Consider the following 17,177-nt stretch of genomic DNA (forward strand, 5'->3'; position numbering starts at 1 on the left):
GGGGGCGGATCGCCCCCTTCGTTTTACGCTGTGGCCGCCTTCAATTCCAGACGGCGCGCGTGCAGGACCGGCTCGGTGTAGCCCGAGGGCTGCAGACGACCTTTGAACACAAGGTCACAAGCCGCCTGAAAAGCGATTCCGTTAAAGCCCGGCGCCATCGGGACATAACCCGGATCACTTGCATTCTGGCGATCCACGACAGCCGCCATTTTCTGCATCGCAGCCATCACCTGTGCCTCGTCGACAATGCCATGATGCAACCAGTTGGCCAGTGCCTGAGACGAAATTCGGCAGGTCGCACGGTCTTCCATCAACCCGATGTCATTGATGTCGGGGACTTTGGAACATCCCACGCCCTGATCGACCCAACGCACGACATAGCCCAGAATGCCTTGTGCATTATTCTCGACCTCGCGCGAGATTTCTGCGTCACCAAGGTTGCGGCCCCCCAGCAAGGGAATGGTCAGCAAATCGTCAAGTGTTCCTCGGGCACCCGCCATTGCGATCTCGTCCTGACGGGCCAGTACGTTGACCTTATGGTAATGTGTGGCGTGCAGCGTCGCAGCTGTGGGCGACGGCACCCAGGCGCAGGTCGCACCAGCCAGCGGGTGACCGATCTTGGCCTCAAGCATGTCGCCCATCCGGTCCGGCATCGCCCACATGCCTTTGCCAATCTGCGCCTTGCCTTTCAGGCCACAGGCCAAACCGATATCGACATTGCGGTCTTCATAAGACGCAATCCAGGGCGTGTTCTTGATGTCGCCCTTGGGCAGCATCGGCCCGGCCTCCATCGAGGTATGAATCTCATCCCCCGTCCGGTCCAGGAAACCGGTGTTGATAAAGGCGACGCGCGATTTCGCGGCGCGAATGCACTCTTTCAGGTTTACCGACGTGCGGCGCTCCTCATCCATGATCCCCAGCTTTACGGTGTTGCGCGGCAGACCCAGAATGTCTTCGACCATGTCGAAAATCTCGACCGCAAAGGCAACCTCTTCCGGCCCGTGCATCTTGGGCTTCACAACATAAACCGACCCTTCGACCGAGTTCCCCCCATCCCGTTGCAGGTCATGCATTGCGATCAGAGTAGTGCAGAGTGCGTCCATCAACCCTTCGCCAATCTCGCGCCCTTCGGCGTCCAGAACGGCCGGGTTCGTCATCAGGTGGCCGACATTCCGCACCAGCATCAGCGACCGGCCTTTCAGGGTCGCCTGCTCACCTGTCGGTGTGGTGAAAGTCAGATCCTCTGCCAGCTTGCGGGTAAACGTGGTGTCGCCCTTGGTGACGTCTTCGGTCAGATCACCCTTCATCAGACCCAGCCAGTTGCCATAGGCAACGACCTTATCCGCCGCATCAACACAAGCGACCGAGTCTTCACAGTCCATAATCGTTGAAAGAGCGGATTCCAGCCGGACGTCTGCTATACCTGCGGGATCAGAGGCGCCGATGGCTCCAGTCGGATCGATCATGATCTGAATATGCAGGCCATTGTTTTTCAGAAGCACAAAAGCCGGCTTGTCTGCCGCGCCACCGAAACCAACAAATTGATCGGGGTTTGCCAGTGCCGGGGAAAGAGCACCTTCATCGACATGCAGTCCCGACACGTCGGCCCAAGACCCACCAGCCAGAGGTACAGCGTCATCCAGAAAGGCTTTCGCCCATGCAATCACCCGTGCACCGCGCGCCGCATCATACCCACCGCCTGTTGGCAGATCGCCTATCGCATCGGTGCCATAAAGCGCATCATACAAGCTGCCCCATCTCGCATTCGCCGCGTTCAGCGCAAAGCGTGCGTTGGTGATCGGCACAACAAGCTGCGGCCCCGGTGTCAGCGCGATCTCGGGGTCGACATGCGTCGTGTCGATTTGAAACCCGTCGCCTTCCTCGACCAGATAACCGATTTCCTTTAGAAAAGCCTGATAGTCAGTGGGATCAATGCTCTGACCCTTGCGCGCAATATGCCAGCCATCGAGGCGCCCTTGTATTTCGGCCCGCTTGGCCAGAAGCGCGCGGTTTTTCGGCCCCAGTTCAGAAACCAGTCGTGCCAGACCCGCCCAGAAATCCTGCGCCGACACACCCGTACCCGGCAATGCCCGCGTCTCGATAAACTCTGCCAGTATTGGATCGATCTGCAGCCCGCTCAGGGTTTGTCTGCCACTCATCTTCCTGCTCTCCTGCGATTGTGTGCCATTGTATGCGTAAGTGACTTAGGCCGAAAGTTTCCGATAGGCAACTTTCGACTTTGCGTTAGGGTTATTCGGATCGAACGGAAGCTGTTTCAAAAACAACAAGGGAATGGCGGGGGCCAGTTGCAGCTCTGGAACGATGCCCCTAACGTCGCGCCAGACACGAACCGATGCGAGGCCCCCATGCGCGACGCTGCCCCCACCACGATCTTCCTGAAAGACTACACTCCATTTGGTTATCTGCTGGACAGCGTGCACCTGACCTTCGATCTGTCGGCACATGCAACACGGGTCACGTCGCGTATCGCGTTTCGCCCAAACCCCGACGCCTCCGACCGCACCTTTTTCCTGCATGGCGAGGATCTGAACCTGATCCGCGCCTCCATTAACGGAACCGAAGTTTCGCCTGACGTCACGGACAAGGGCCTGACCGCCGATGTCCCCGACGCCCCGTTCATCTGGGAAGCCGAAGTTGAGATCGATCCGGGCAACAACACGGCGTTGGAGGGGCTTTATATGTCGAACGGCATGTATTGCACCCAGTGCGAGGCGGAAGGTTTCCGCAAGATCACGTATTACCCGGATCGCCCCGATGTCATGTCCACCTTTACCGTGCGCATCAATGGTGACCTGCCGGTTCTGCTGTCGAACGGCAACCCTTCGGGCAAAGGCGAAGGATGGGCCGAATGGACCGACCCGTGGCCCAAGCCTGCCTATCTGTTTGCGCTTGTCGCTGGGGATCTTGTGGCCCATCCCGACCGATTCACCACCAAATCAGGCCGGGATGTTGAGTTGAACCTGTGGATACGCCAGGGGGATGCGGGCAAATGCGCCTTCGGAATGGAGGCGCTGAAGAAATCCATGAAATGGGATGAAGACGTCTATGGCCGGGAATACGATCTGGACGTCTTCAACATCGTCGCCGTCGATGACTTCAACATGGGCGCGATGGAAAACAAGGGGCTGAACATCTTCAACTCTTCGGCTGTTCTGGCCAGTCCCGAAACCTCGACCGATGCCAATTTCGAACGAATCGAGGCGATCATCGCGCATGAGTATTTCCACAACTGGACGGGCAACCGCATCACCTGCCGCGACTGGTTCCAGCTGTGTCTGAAAGAAGGCCTGACCGTCTTCCGCGATGCACAGTTCACATCCGACATGCGCTCGGCCCCTGTGAAACGCATCCACGACGCCATCGACCTGCGGGCGCGGCAATTCCCCGAGGATAACGGCCCGCTCTCGCACCCGGTCCGGCCCGACAGCTTTCAGGAGATCAACAATTTCTACACGGCCACCGTTTACGAAAAAGGTGCCGAAGTGATCGGCATGTTGAAACGGCTGGTCGGGGATGAGGCCTATGCAAAGGCGCTGGACCTCTATTTTGACCGTCATGACGGGCAGGCCTGCACGATCGAGGATTGGCTGAAGGTGTTCGAGGACACCACAGGCCGCGACCTGACCCAGTTCAAACGCTGGTACAGCCAGTCGGGCACGCCGCGTTTGACCGTATCTGAAGATTGGGCCGACGGGACCTATACCCTGACGCTGAAACAGCGAACCGATCCCACACCGGGTCAGGCAAAGAAACTGCCCCAGGTGATCCCGGTCGCTGTTGGCCTGCTGGGGCCAAACGGGGATGAGGTCCGCACGACTGAAGTGCTGGAACTGACAGAGGCCGAGCAGAGTTTTCAGTTCACCGGGCTTGCGACAAAACCCACAGCCTCGATCCTGCGCGATTTCTCGGCACCGGTCGTTCTGGAACACGATCATTCAAACGCCGAACGCGCGTTTCTGCTGGCGCATGACACAGATCCGTTCAACCGCTGGCAGGCTGGTAGATCGCTGGCGCAAGACACCTTGCTGCGGATGATCTTGGACGAGGCAACCCCGGACGCCGATTACCTTGACGGGCTATTGGCTGTGCTGCGTGACGACACGCTGGACCCGGCCTATCGCGCCTTGATGCTTGGGCTGCCGACGCAATCCGAACTGGCTGCGGCCTTGCATGAACGCGGCCAGACGCCCGATCCGATGGCAATCTGGTCGGCGGTCGAAACGCTGCGGCAGGCCACGGCACAGCACGTGCAGGATCTGCTGCCCCGCCTGCACAGCGAGGCGTTGGTTGATGGCCCCTACAGCCCGGATGCCGAGCAATCAGGAAAACGCGCCCTTGGCAGCGCGGCACTGGCGCTGACTTCTCGTCTGGACGGAGGGGCAATGGCGGCCACTGTGTATGCCAAAGCGGATAACATGACCCTGCAACTGACCGCCCTGTCCTGCCTGCTGCGCGCCCGCAAGGGCGAGGCGCAGCTGGCCGCCTTCTATGACCAATGGCAGCATGACCGGCTGGTCATGGACAAATGGTTTGGCTTGCAGGTGACCATGGCCGCACCAGAGGCGACACCGGAAACGGCGAAGGCATTGACCGGGCATCCCGACTTCAACTGGAAGAACCCGAACCGGTTCCGCGCTGTTATGGGCGCGCTGGCGATGAACCACGCAGGGTTCCACCAACCGGATGGTGCCGGGTACAGCCTGCTGGCCGATTGGCTGATCCGCCTTGATCCTGTGAACCCGCAAACCACGGCACGGATGTGTTCTGCCTTCCAGACCTGGAAACGGTACGACGCCGGGCGTCAGGACCTGATGCGCGCACAATTGTCCCGCATTGCGGAAACTCCGAACCTGTCGCGCGACACGACGGAAATGGTATCCCGCATTCTTGGCGCATGACACCTTACAGCTTTACCCGTCGCAACAGGAACACGCGAGCAGTGGTCATTCTGGCCAGTGTCTACGCGGCCCTACTGGCGCTGGTCATCCTGTTCGACGCGGCTTGGTGGGTTGTTGGCCTGCTGTCTCTGGCCACCCTCCCAGCGCTATGGGACGTGATCCAGAATACCAGCGCGGGCGTGCAGCTGGACCGGGATGCCGTACGCTGGTTCACGGGCAATCGGCAGGGCGATATCCCAATGCGGGATATCGACCATTTCCGATTTGACACCCGGTGGGACACTTCCGTTCGCGTATCCATCGCCCTGAAATCCGGGAAACGAATCCGGCTGCCAGATGAGTCTCTGCCACCGCATCGGGAGCTGGAAGCCATTCTGAAACAGGCAGGTTTTCGCGTAGACCGTCATCATTTCACTGTTTTCTGAAACACTGCGTGATCTACGGCCGCATTGGACACAAAAAACAAAGTTTATTAAGCAAATCACTTGAATTGAGCCTGATACCTCGCCAGACTTCAGACTCAGTTAAGTGTTTTTACAGTTTTGAGTTTTACCATGTTTCGGTCGTTAAGGGCGTTGTTTGCCCAGCCCATATCCAATCCCACGGACGCCTCAGAAGATCTGTGCGCAACGAAATCTGCGCTGGCCGCTGCCCTGCCTGAACATGGGCAGCTCAACATTCCTGTGGCGACATCGAATTGCGACAATCTGATTGGACATTCTACAATCGAACATGGGCGCTATCTGGCCAGACAGGACCGCTGGACCGAGTTGTCCCAAGAAATGCGTGCAGCGGATCAGGATCGTGCCGCCGTATCGGATGGTATGCCGATTGCCGATCTTTTGGCGTTCGGGGCCAGATCTGACGTGGTTCTGGCTGCGGAACATGCGCTGTCGGACGGCAAGGCCATATCCGATTACGATTTGCTGGGTGGTATTTCGGAACTGGAAGGCGAGTTGTCTGACAATCCTGGTGATCCGATGATCGCTGCCGTTGTGGCGCTGGCCCATATCGATCTGGCCTGGGCCTGGCGCGGGAACGCCACGGACACGGCCTTGCCGCCCTTGCACCGCTCGCGCTGTGCCGCTCATTTCGACCGGGCCGCTGCGATCCTGCCCAAGTGCAAGGCGGATGCGCCGGACAGCCCTCTGATTGCGGCCGCCGGTTGTGCCCTGTTGGCCGGGCAGCGCAAGTCAAACGCCCGCGTTACCGATGAGTACGAGCACCTGATCACACTGGACCCGCACAATCAGCGTCACATGCGCGCGATGGGCAGCCATCTTTTGCCCCGGTGGTTCGGCAGCTACGCAGAACTGGAATTACAGGCGCTGCGCAATGCCGTCCGGACACAGGATATCTGGGGCGCAGGTGGATATACGTGGGTGCAATTCGATGCCATCGCTTTGGACGAAGAGGCCTGCGCACAGGTCGATGTCGAATATTTCCTTGAAGGATTGCGCGATATCGTCGGTCTGCGCCCTGATCAGCAGATGATCAATATGTTGTCGGCCTATTGTGCAATCACCATTCAGAATGGTCACGGGCTGAACGAAAAAGCAGACAATGTCCGCGCCCAGATGCGCGACACCGCAAACTGGCTGATCCGCGATCACCTGACCGAGCTTCACCCCCTGATCTGGGCCCATGCCGCCAACGGGTTCAACAACTCGGTCCGCATCAACTCGCCCGAGCGGTTTGCTGCGCGCGGTCAGCGCGACGCGCTGCGCGCTATCTCGGATCTGTTCCGGGATGAACTGCGCAGCGGCAAGGATGTAACCTTCACACCGTCTGGTCTGCAGTTTTCCAAGAACTGAACGCGTCAGGATTCCCCCTTGCCCCTAGGCCCTGCCGGGCCTAATACGCAGGCTTAGACTTCTGCGGAAATGAGGCGCGCCATGCTCGACCTGACACACGAAATGCCCAAACCCAAAACCATTGCCGGGGCCAAGCACGATTGGGAACTGGTGATCGGAATGGAGGTGCATGCGCAGGTCTCATCCAATGCCAAGCTGTTCTCGGGCGCGTCCACCAAATTCGGGGCCGAGCCGAACTCGAACGTGGCCTTCGTGGATGCGGCAATGCCGGGGATGCTGCCGGTGATCAACGAGTTCTGCGTGGAACAGGCGGTGCGCACCGGGCTGGGCCTGAAAGCGGATATCAACCTGAAATCGGCCTTTGACCGCAAGAACTATTTCTATCCTGACCTGCCGCAAGGTTACCAGATTTCCCAGCTTTATCATCCTATTGTGGGCGAAGGCGAAGTGCTGGTCGAGATGGGTGACGGCACTGCGCGCATGGTGCGGATTGAACGTATCCACATGGAGCAGGACGCAGGCAAATCGATCCACGACATGGACCCGCACATGTCCTTTGTCGACCTGAACCGGACCGGTGTCTGCCTAATGGAGATCGTCAGCCGCCCTGATATTCGCGGGCCGGAAGAGGCCGCCGCCTATATCGCCAAACTGCGCCAGATCATGCGCTATCTGGGCACCTGCGATGGCAACATGCAGAACGGCAACCTGCGGGCGGATGTGAATGTCTCGATCTGTTTGCCAGGTGCTTATGAGAAGTATCAGGAAACACAGGACTTTTCGCATCTGGGCACCCGTTGCGAGATCAAGAACATGAACTCGATGCGGTTCATCCAGCAGGCCATTGAGGTCGAAGCCCGCCGCCAGATCGCCATCGTCGAAGCCGGTGGCAAGGTCGAGCAGGAAACCCGCCTGTATGATCCGGACAAGGGCGAAACCCGGTCGATGCGGTCCAAGGAAGAAGCGCATGATTACCGCTATTTCCCCGATCCCGACCTGCTGCCGCTGGAGATCGAACAGGCATGGGTGGACGATATCGCCGCCCATCTGCCAGAGCTGCCTGACGACAAAAAAGCGCGCTTTATCAGTGAGTTCGGTCTGACCGACTATGATGCTTCGGTGCTGACTGCCGAAGTGGAATCGGCGGCCTATTTCGAAGAGGTCGCGCAGGGCCGCAATGGCAAACTGGCCGCAAACTGGGTGATCAACGAGCTGTTCGGACGTCTGAAAAAAGAAGACCACGACATCACGGAGTCGCCGGTTTCTCCGGCGCAGCTGGGTGGGATCATTGACCTGATTTCCTCTGATGCTATCTCGGGCAAGATCGCCAAGGACCTGTTTGAAATCGTCTATACCGAAGGCGGTGATCCGGCGCAGATCGTCGAAGATCGCGGAATGAAACAGGTCACCGACACCGGCGCGATCGAGGCCGCTTTGGACGAGATCATCGCGGCCAATCCGGCGCAGGTCGAGAAGGCCAAGGTGAACCCGAAACTGGCGGGATGGTTCGTGGGTCAGGTGATGAAAGCGACCGGCGGCAAGGCCAACCCGAAGGCCGTTAACGATTTGGTCAGCAAGAAGCTGAGTTCCTGAACCTTACATTTTGTACAAGCCTGCCAGTGGCAATTGTCAGGTTTGTACAATCAGATTTCCACGATTTCTTAAGAAATGGGGTCAGCTCATCGGCTTGACTTCGCCTGTGATTGCACCCTTTCTTCCGACCCAGAGAGGTGAGGTATCATGCAGAACAGATTTGATCAGGAACTCGAAGATCGGCTGGTGCGTTACGCGGCGATCGACAGTCAGAGCGACGAGACCTCGGCGATTACGCCGAGCACACAGATACAGTTCGACATGCTGAACCTGCTGAAGCAGGAACTGACCGAGATCGGCGCCAGCGATGTGACGCTGACAGGTGACAGCGTGGTCGTCGCGACCATCCCCGGCACCGCACCCGGCCCGACGGTAGGCTTTCTGGCGCATGTGGATACGGCCCCCCAGTTCAATGCAACGGGCGTCAAGCCGCGGGTGATCAAGGGGTACAACGGTGGCGACATTTCCTTTCCGGACGATCCGGATCTGGTGCTGTCTCCGGACGAGAACCCCTATCTGGCCGAGAAGATCGGACATGATCTGATCACGGCGTCGGGTACCACCCTGCTGGGCGCGGATGACAAGGCCGGGGTGTCGATCCTGATGACCATGGCGCGGCATCTGATCGAAAACCCGGATATACCGCACGGCCCTATCCGCATTGCCTTTACCCCAGATGAAGAGATCGGGCGCGGCGTTACCGAACAGCTGCCCAAGGATCTGGGGGCGGATTTCGCCTATACTCTGGACGGTGCCGAAGTGGGCGAGATCGAATATGAGAGCTTCTCGGCCGACCGCGCCGTGATCCGGATCGAAGGGGTATCAATCCACCCCGGACTGGCCAAGGACAAGATGGTGAACGCGACCCATCTGGCGGCGAAGATCGTGCAGACCTTGCCGCAGGCCACCATGACGCCCGAAACAACCGATGGCCGCGACGGGTTCATCCATGTCACCGACATGAGCGGTGGATCGTCCGAGATGGAAATCAAGCTGATCCTGCGCGATTTCGAGATGGAGGGCCTTGAGGCGCAACGTGACATCGTGCGGCAGGTCTGTGCGGCCGTGCAGGCCACGGAACCGCGCGCGACCATCACCTGCGATATCAGCCACCAATACCGGAACATGCGCTATTGGCTGGAAAACGACATGACACCGGTTGATCTGGCGCGCGACGCCTGCCGCGAGCTGGGGATCGAGCCGCTGTCGGTGCCGATCCGCGGCGGCACCGACGGGTCGCGCCTGACCGAGTTCGGCACCCCCTGCCCTAACCTGTTCACCGGAATGCAGTGCATTCACGGGCCACTGGAGTGGATTTCGGTGCAGGACATGGCAGTGGCGACCGAGCTGTGCCTGTCGGTTGTGACCAAGGCGGCACAGGCTGGCGGCAATAATCAGGGCTGAAAACCGCCGGTCGGGCGACGGCCCTTTCACCCCGGGGTCAGCGTGGTAAGTTGGCGCGAACAGGTATTTAGGAACACTTGATGCAGCTTTTTGAATACAAGGTCGTCCCCGCGCCGCAAAAGGGCGTGAAAGCCAAGGGCGTGAAAACGGCCGAGGGCCGCTTTGCGGTCTCGGTCGAACAGGTTCTGAACCAGATGGCGCAGGACGGCTGGGAATACCAGCGCGCCGAGCTGCTGCCCAGCGAGGAACGCTCGGGCCTGACCGGATCGACCACAAACTGGCGCAATGTGCTGGTGTTCCGGCGGGTCGTGGCCGAGGAAGTCGATGCGTCGGTGATCGGAGAAGTGCCCGAGTTTGACGATACCCCATTGGCCCAACCGATCCCCGGCCCCGGTGTGGTGGCCGCGCCGAAACCAATTTCAGAAGAAGCGAATGAACCGCCTTTGTCGTTGAAAAGCCGGGACCAGGTTGACCAGGACACTGACACCGCCAATGACAAGAAAGACGCCTGAGACGGATCAGGGTTTGACGTGCGGTTACACCTGCAACACGGTGTGCACCGCAGTTTGAGCAGCCCGCCCGCGGGCAGGTTTGGCGCTGCGGGCGCGATATGTGCTTATCAACCCAGCGAAATCTGTGGCATGTTAACCGAAAAACCGGGAGGGACTTTGAAATGGGTATTCGGCAGACACAGGGGCGGGCACGCCTGTATGACAGCATCCTTGATACAGTCGGCGACACGCCCTGTATCCGGATCAACCGGATCGCGCCGGAGCATGTGACCGTTTATGTGAAGTTCGAAGCGTTCAATCCGGCGGGGTCGGTCAAGGACAGGCTGGCGCTGAATATCATCGAGGCGGCAGAACGGGACGGGCGGCTGAAACCCGGTCAGACGGTTGTCGAGGCGACATCGGGCAATACCGGGATCGGGCTTGCTATGGTCTGTGCGGCCAAGGGATATCCGCTGGTCGTGACGATGGCCGAGAGCTTTTCGGTCGAGCGGCGCAAGCTGATGCGCTTTCTGGGCGCGAAGGTTGTTCTGACCCCCAAGGCACAAAAGGGGTTCGGCATGTATACCAAGGCCAAGGAACTGGCCGAGGAAAACGGGTGGTTTCTGGCCAGCCAGTTCGAGACCGCAGCCAATGCCGATATTCACGAGAATACGACCGCACGGGAAATCCTTGCGGATTTCGAAGGCACGCAGTTGGATTACTGGGTCACGGGATATGGCACCGGCGGCACGGTCGCCGGGGTGTCACGAGTGTTGCGCAAGGAGCGGCCCGATACGAAAATCATCCTGACCGAACCGGCAAATGCCGCCATCGTGTCGTCAGGCTATGTGAATACGCGCAACGACGATCACCAGCCCACCGAAAGCCACCCCAATTTCGAGCCGCACCCGATTCAGGGCTGGACGCCGGATTTCATTCCATGGGTCCTTCAGGAAGCCATCGACAACGCCTATTACGACCAACTGATCCCTGTTCCGGGGCCGCAAGGGATTGAATGGGCGCGCCGCCTTGCCTCGGAAGAGGGGATATTGACCGGGATCTCGGGCGGGTCGACCTTTGCGGTGGCCATGAATCTGGCGGAAACCGCGGCGCCGGGATCCGTCATGCTGGTGATGCTGCCGGATACGGGCGAGCGTTACCTGTCGACGCCTCTGTTCGAGGGGATCGAAGACGTCATGACGGATGAGGAATATGCGATCTCGGCCTCGACCCCGTCGGCGCAGATGAGCGCGGAATAGGGCGCAGCGTCAGGTTCCGATATCCAGCGCCAGCGCGTGGATGCGGGGCACGATATCGCCCAGCGCCTTGTGCACGGCCCGGTGGCGGGCGACGCGGGATTGACCGGCGAATGCGGCGGCGCGGATGCGGACGTTGAAATGGCTTTCGCCGCCTTCCCTGTGACCTGCATGGCCGCGATGGCTTTCGCTGTCGTCGATCACGTCAAGTTCATGCGGGTCAAAGGCGGCTTGCAGGCGGGTTCGGATTTCGTCGGTCACACTCATTTTTTTGCTCAGCGGCAAAATTTTTGCCGCCCCCCTCTTCTACTTTCGGCTGCTTAGACTAAACTGCTGCCTCCGAGTCGAAAAGATGCGTTCGTGAGGATAGAGCATGGCGAAATCAGACCCCTTCGGATTCGATATGTCCGTTTCCAGCGCCAAGAAAAAGAACCCGCGTGGGCGCCGGGGCATGTCAGGCGCGTCCGAGACCTCGGTCCGGATCTGCGATCACGACGGGTGTGACGAGCCGGGCAAGTTCCGCGCGCCAAAGGCACCGGATGTTCTGGATGACTATTTCTGGTTCTGCCAGCAGCACGTGCGCGAGTATAACCAGAAGTGGAACTTCTTCGATGGCACCACTGAGGCCGAGCTGAACGCGCAACGCTCGAAGGACAAGGTTTGGGAACGTGAGACCAAGCCGATGGGAGACCCGGAGGCGCGCGCCTGGGCCCGTCTGGGCATTGAGGACCCGCATCAGGTTCTGGGCGCCAACAGCACGCAGAACAAGGGGCGCACCTCGGGTGGTGGCGGACGTCGCCTGCCCCCCACTGAACGCCGTGCAATCGAGATTCTGGAAGCCCATGACAGCTGGTCCAAAACCGAAGTGCGCAAGGCGTACAAGAAGCTGATCAAGGTGCTGCATCCGGACATGAACGGCGGCGACCGGTCGCAGGAAGAGCAGTTGCAAGAGGTCGTCTGGGCCTGGGACCAGATCAAGGACAGCCGGAATTTCAAGTAGGGCCGCCGTCAGTCGCCAGCTGTTTACACAGTTTGAAAGGATTGTGAGGATGCTGTCTGGAAACCTGTTTCAATTCCCGCAATAGTAGTGGGAATTGAAACAGTGCTTTTCCCGGAGCAACCGCTGTGCGTATGCCTTTCTTTTTGTTGCTTGCCTCACTTTGTGGGCTGGTCGTGGCGCAGTTCTATCCAACCGAGATGGACTGGCTGTTCCTTTTGGCCCTGCTTTGTGTGTTCGCCAGTACGATCCTTCTGATCCGGGCCTGGTTCGGCTGGCGCAGGGCCAACACATGGATCATCGTGGACGGGTCGAACGTGATGCACTGGAAAGACGGCGCACCAGATCTGGCAACGTTGCGGCAGGTTCTGGCCAGCCTGAAGCAAGCCGGGTTCAAACCGGGCGTCGTGTTCGATGCGAACGTCGGGTACAAGGTCGAAGGGGAATACATGAACGACCGGGCGCTGAGCCGCGCCCTGGGCTTGCGGGCCAAGCGGGTCATGGTCGCGCCCAAAGGCACGCCGGCAGATCCGTTGATCTTGCAGGCGGCGCGGGACAGCAAGGCACGTATCGTTACAAATGACATGTTCCGGGACTGGGAGGACGAGTTTCCGGATGTGTTGAAAGCGGATCGTCTTGTGAAAGGCGGTTTTCGCAAGGATGAGCTTTGGTTTTCGCTTTGACCACGCGACCATAGCTTTACGCATCGATCCGGGTTTCGTAGCGTTCAGGGATGACACTGACGTGGCCTTGCCCAGACAGAACAGTTTTGGATGCAAGGACCGTGGCACGCAAAGAGCAGAAACCGCCAAACGCGAAGATCCCGCCGGATCATCCGTTTTCTGACATCGTCAGCGATGCGTACAGGGTTTTCGCCTATCCAAAGCCGAGCAGTATCGAGGTTTGCGAAGGCTGCTGCATGGACGCCGATATTGAGGCGGACTTCTTCACGCCGTCCATTGCCGAGCTGCCCCTGCATTACGTTCAGGATTGGTTCTTCGCCGCTTGTGATCCCGCGGGGATAGCCCGCGACACATGGGGGTACCTGCTGCCCCGGATCCTTGAGATTCTGTCCGTGGACGAAGACCCCGCCAGTGTTGGGCTGGAGGTGAGCCTGAACCGGTTTGAAACCGGTAACCCGGATAACTGGTCACCCGAGGAATGGCAGATTCTGGACCGGTTCCAGCGCGCGTATCTGAAACGCGAGATGGCACGGGAACGCGGCTGTCTGGACGATACGCTTTGCATGTTCGCCCTGGCAGGGTGGCCGCTGGAGTCGCTGTTCGAACAGGTCGCCGCAAGCCCGGATACCGAATTGGTGCTGCGCCTGTGGCGCGATTGGTGTGCATATTGCGTTCCGGGGCGAGACTCGATCTGGATCACCGCGTTCTGGAACAGCCCGGGCAATACGCGAGCCTTTGAGTTTTACACCTCGGAAGCGATGCACGACAGGATGACCCGCATCGCGTTCGCCGAGGACACTCCGGAGGATATCGCGGAAAAGGCGCTGGCTGTGGCCAGTGTTATCGAGACCCATGCCGATTGGGGCATAGGCGGGTTGAACGGCCCATAATGCCCGTGCCATGCGCGAATGATGTTGGGTCGATGTCCCGGAGGATGAAGGCGTCAAACCTTGTTCGGTTGATCCCCGATTAGCAAATTCTGCACTTATGCAGTTAACAGCGGGGCGTGATCCGGGCGCGCACCAACAGCGGCGCCACGATTTCCGTTATGTGGGCCTAGTCTGCGAACATGTCTCGCAACGCGCGTGCCTCACGCCCGGTCAGGCAGCTTAGGCACGTTTGGGGGTGCGGTCCTGCGTCTGAAAGTAACCCCGGAAAGAGCGCGCGCAGTTCCTCGACATCGTCGCGATGCAGTGATTTCAGCGCCATATCGCCCGGAAACAGGCTTTCGCTTTGCAGGCCGTGCGAGGTGAGGATCACATGTTCGGCGCAGGCGATGTGGTAATATGTCACCGCTTCGCCCGTCGTCACCTGCCGGATGGTATCATCGTTGACCAGATGAATGGCCGCGCAGAACACGCTTGGTGCGCCAAAATATAGCTCGGCCCGCCAGCCCCCCAGCACGACCCGGTGTTGCGGAGAAAGGTAAAGATCCCTGTCCGGCAGGCCCTTGCCCATCGCATCGCGCCGGATGCAAACCGGGTTGAATTGGGGCCGGACGCGCAGGATTTGCGCACTGAGCGTTCGTTTGCCGATCCATTCGATGGGCAGCGTGGTCCCACCGGCCACGCAAACCCGATCGCCCACGGCCAGATCTTCGACCGGGCGCGGACCGCAATCCGTTTCGATCAGGGTGCCCGAGACAAAACAGGGTGGATCGGTCGGGTTCAGATCAACCGGGGTGATCTTCCAGTTGCCTGTGGTCATCGGGCCTGTTGGGTTATTGGCATCCCAGGCGTAGATCTGCCCGCCGACCTGAATGAACTCTCCGGATTCCCCGGTTCCGCGATAGTTTCCCTGGCCAAGATAGGTGTAGGGCTGGAAGGTCGTGCCCCCATCAAACGACACCATCGAACCGCTGATGATCGCGGGTTGTGTCGTGTTCTGGACGATGAGATCGTTCTGGCCCGTCGTATTGACGGTGTGGAGAAGAGCGTTAAATGCCACCGGGAGTCACCGCGGCTTTGCAGGCAATTTCTAACGTCTGCCTGTCATTCGACACGGAGCGACACCCCGGTAAGGCCTGCGCTTGGCATTCCTGCTTCACCAACACCCGATCACTTACAAAACGCCCCATAAGACCATATTATATGCCTGATAAGGTCATCCTCTACAACATGTAGATTGTTGAATACCTACCTGCGTGCAGCCTTTCGGACACATGGTTTGGCGGGAGCGTCCGAATGGCAGCACTGTCATTGTTGATGAACGCGGCTTGATCTGCGTCTTGTACCCATCGCGACCAAGGATCGTCCGCGCGTCAATAGGGCCAGTTTGAAAGAAAAACCTGCTCACCTTTCGGAGCGGGCCGCTTTCCCTTGCCCTTGTCCGCAATATGTTGCACCACACACGGGTTCAAACCCGGTGAGCGGGGCAAAGGATAAGGACAAGGCGCATGGCTGACGGATCGATCGATGTAAACGCAAAACCCACCGAAGATATCTCGGTCCGTGACGTATTTGGCATTGATACGGACATGAAGGTCAAAGGGTTTGCCGAAGCCACCGACCGTGTGCCCGTGATCGACCCGACCTACAAGTTTGACCCCGAGACAACATTGGCGATCCTGGCGGGCTTTGCCCATAATCGCAGGGTGATGATTCAGGGCTATCACGGCACCGGCAAATCGACCCATATCGAGCAGGTCGCCGCCCGTCTGAACTGGCCCGCTGTGCGCGTGAACCTGGACAGCCACATCAGCCGGATTGACCTGATCGGCAAGGACGCAATCAAACTGCGCGATGGCAAGCAGGTGACCGAGTTCCACGAAGGCATCCTGCCCTGGGCCCTGCGCAACCCCGTGGCCATCGTGTTCGACGAATATGACGCGGGCCGCGCCGACGTGATGTTCGTGATCCAGCGGGTGCTGGAACATGATGGCAAACTGACCCTGCTGGACCAGAACGAGATCATCACGCCGAACCCGTGTTTCCGCCTGTTTGCCACTGCAAACACCGTGGGTCTGGGCGATACCACAGGTCTGTATCACGGCACGCAGCAGATCAACCAGGCCCAGATGGACCGCTGGTCGCTGGTCTCGACCCTGAACTATCTGAGCCATGACGCCGAGACGATGATCGTGCTGTCGAAGGCGCCGCATTACAACACCGCCGAGGGCCGCAAGACCGTCAGCCAGATGGTCACCGTGGCCGACCTGACCCGGACCGCCTTCATGAATGGCGACCTGTCCACCGTCATGAGCCCGCGGACCGTGATCAACTGGGCGCAGAATGCCGAGATCTTCCGCAACGTGGGCTATGCTTTCCGCCTGTCGTTCCTGAACAAATGCGACGAGTTGGAACGTCAGACCGTGGCCGAGTTCTATCAGCGCTGCTTTGACGAGGAATTGCCGGAAAGCGCGGCGAGTGCGAGCTTGGGCTAATTGGTGATACGACAAACGATAGGTGCAGCGTTAATTTCGTTGCCCTCTCTGGCGCACGCCGAACTATCTTCAAGCGTTTTTCCGACCGGTGCTTCAGAAGTCGAGAAGATCAAACACTGTGTGGCTGTGAACTATGCCAACGCACTAGCTGGACTAGTTGGTTCGGAGATAGCCAACTTGTCCTCTAAGCCACGCGAATACTACTTTGGCGACAAAGTTCAGACCAACCTACCCGCCGACTGGATTCTTGAGGCCATAGGAGGAATGTCGGTTTTAGCAGATGCGCAAAAAGTAGCACTCGGCTGGGAAAAAAACTGGCGAAGCCAAGGCGAAACCTACTGGGCACCGATCAAACTTAACGATGGCGAACCTTACAATGTTCACGAAGGCAGACTTCTCGCTGCCCACACAATTGCATGTGCGGAATTCACGCACGCTATCACTATTAAGTATGGTCGCGGTTTCTACTCGAAAAACACCCAGGAAGTTTCGCTACCTGAGTAACTCCTAACTGGCGAGTGTTTAGATGGGACTGTAGGTTAAATGGGGCAAGTGCATCTGATTGCATAAGAACCTGCTGTAGAGGTGTGCTGGTTCGATGGGAAAAGGGGGTTGGCCCTATGGTCAAGGCCCCGGAA

15 protein-coding genes are annotated in these 17,177 nt (G+C 58.9%); 12 read left to right on the forward strand and 3 right to left on the reverse strand.

Going from position 1 to position 17,177, the window contains the following annotated elements; all coding sequences use genetic code 11:
• Nucleotides 1-23: 23 nt before the first annotated feature.
• Nucleotides 24-2,159, reverse strand: a complete 2,136-nt coding sequence (locus AC2FNC_RS05040) for a malate synthase G (RefSeq protein WP_496714746.1) — start codon at nucleotides 2,157-2,159, stop codon at nucleotides 24-26.
• A 207-nt stretch (nucleotides 2,160-2,366) separates the two neighbouring features.
• On the opposite strand from AC2FNC_RS05040, the gene pepN reads away from it, so the two are divergent.
• From pepN to cysK, 7 genes are all read left to right on the forward strand, one after another.
• Nucleotides 2,367-4,919: an aminopeptidase N gene (gene pepN / locus AC2FNC_RS05045; protein ID WP_496714747.1), complete on the forward strand. Its 2,553-nt coding sequence runs from the start codon at nucleotides 2,367-2,369 to the stop codon at nucleotides 4,917-4,919.
• Nucleotides 4,916-5,344, forward strand: a complete 429-nt coding sequence (locus tag AC2FNC_RS05050; RefSeq protein ID WP_480493819.1) for a hypothetical protein — start codon at nucleotides 4,916-4,918, stop codon at nucleotides 5,342-5,344. Before pepN ends, AC2FNC_RS05050 begins: the two co-directional genes overlap by 4 nt.
• Nucleotides 5,345-5,473: 129 nt before the next feature.
• Nucleotides 5,474-6,733: a hypothetical protein gene (locus AC2FNC_RS05055; protein ID WP_496714748.1), complete on the forward strand. Its 1,260-nt coding sequence runs from the start codon at nucleotides 5,474-5,476 to the stop codon at nucleotides 6,731-6,733.
• A gap of 81 nt (nucleotides 6,734-6,814) precedes the next feature.
• Nucleotides 6,815-8,326 (forward strand): Asp-tRNA(Asn)/Glu-tRNA(Gln) amidotransferase subunit GatB, encoded by a 1,512-nt coding sequence (gene gatB / locus AC2FNC_RS05060; protein ID WP_496714749.1) that lies wholly within the window; start codon nucleotides 6,815-6,817, stop codon nucleotides 8,324-8,326.
• A 147-nt stretch (nucleotides 8,327-8,473) separates the two neighbouring features.
• Nucleotides 8,474-9,730 carry a peptidase T gene (gene pepT / locus AC2FNC_RS05065; RefSeq protein ID WP_496714750.1) on the forward strand — a complete coding sequence of 419 codons (1,257 nt, stop codon included), beginning with the start codon at nucleotides 8,474-8,476 and terminating at the stop codon, nucleotides 9,728-9,730.
• Nucleotides 9,731-9,810: 80 nt separating this feature from the next.
• The gene (locus AC2FNC_RS05070) at nucleotides 9,811-10,242 is read left to right on the forward strand and encodes a DUF4177 domain-containing protein (RefSeq protein ID WP_480475993.1); all 432 of its coding nucleotides are present in this window, start codon (nucleotides 9,811-9,813) and stop codon (nucleotides 10,240-10,242) included.
• Between the two features lie 161 nt (nucleotides 10,243-10,403).
• Nucleotides 10,404-11,480: a cysteine synthase A gene (cysK, locus tag AC2FNC_RS05075; RefSeq protein ID WP_480624599.1), complete on the forward strand. Its 1,077-nt coding sequence runs from the start codon at nucleotides 10,404-10,406 to the stop codon at nucleotides 11,478-11,480.
• 9 nt (nucleotides 11,481-11,489) lie between these two features.
• Here cysK and AC2FNC_RS05080 read toward each other — a convergent pair whose 3' ends face one another.
• The gene (locus AC2FNC_RS05080; RefSeq protein ID WP_209597754.1) at nucleotides 11,490-11,744 is read right to left on the reverse strand and encodes a BolA family protein; all 255 of its coding nucleotides are present in this window, start codon (nucleotides 11,742-11,744) and stop codon (nucleotides 11,490-11,492) included.
• Between the two features lie 106 nt (nucleotides 11,745-11,850).
• On the opposite strand from AC2FNC_RS05080, the gene AC2FNC_RS05085 reads away from it, so the two are divergent.
• The 3 genes from AC2FNC_RS05085 to AC2FNC_RS05095 all read left to right on the forward strand — a co-directional run bounded on the left by AC2FNC_RS05085 (nucleotide 11,851) and on the right by AC2FNC_RS05095 (nucleotide 14,047).
• Entirely contained in the window at nucleotides 11,851-12,477 is a 627-nt protein-coding gene (locus tag AC2FNC_RS05085) for a J domain-containing protein (protein ID WP_480475989.1), read from the forward strand.
• A 131-nt stretch (nucleotides 12,478-12,608) separates the two neighbouring features.
• On the forward strand, nucleotides 12,609-13,157 hold the full coding sequence (locus AC2FNC_RS05090; protein WP_480517720.1) for an NYN domain-containing protein: 549 nt from the start codon (nucleotides 12,609-12,611) through the stop codon (nucleotides 13,155-13,157).
• 101 nt (nucleotides 13,158-13,258) lie between these two features.
• Nucleotides 13,259-14,047 (forward strand): hypothetical protein, encoded by a 789-nt coding sequence (locus AC2FNC_RS05095; RefSeq protein WP_496714751.1) that lies wholly within the window; start codon nucleotides 13,259-13,261, stop codon nucleotides 14,045-14,047.
• 166 nt (nucleotides 14,048-14,213) lie between these two features.
• On the opposite strand, the gene AC2FNC_RS05100 is transcribed toward AC2FNC_RS05095, so the two are convergent.
• On the reverse strand, nucleotides 14,214-15,104 hold the full coding sequence (locus AC2FNC_RS05100) for a Hint domain-containing protein (protein ID WP_480475983.1): 891 nt from the start codon (nucleotides 15,102-15,104) through the stop codon (nucleotides 14,214-14,216).
• Between the two features lie 448 nt (nucleotides 15,105-15,552).
• Here AC2FNC_RS05100 and cobS point away from each other — a divergent pair, with 448 nt between their 5' ends.
• Nucleotides 15,553-16,539 (forward strand): cobaltochelatase subunit CobS, encoded by a 987-nt coding sequence (gene cobS / locus AC2FNC_RS05105; protein WP_480475981.1) that lies wholly within the window; start codon nucleotides 15,553-15,555, stop codon nucleotides 16,537-16,539.
• A gap of 3 nt (nucleotides 16,540-16,542) precedes the next feature.
• The gene (locus AC2FNC_RS05110; protein WP_480516314.1) at nucleotides 16,543-17,043 is read left to right on the forward strand and encodes a hypothetical protein; all 501 of its coding nucleotides are present in this window, start codon (nucleotides 16,543-16,545) and stop codon (nucleotides 17,041-17,043) included.
• The last annotated feature ends 134 nt before the right edge of the window (nucleotides 17,044-17,177 follow it).

It is taken from the genome of Ruegeria sp. BHSA123 (genome assembly GCF_059613425.1).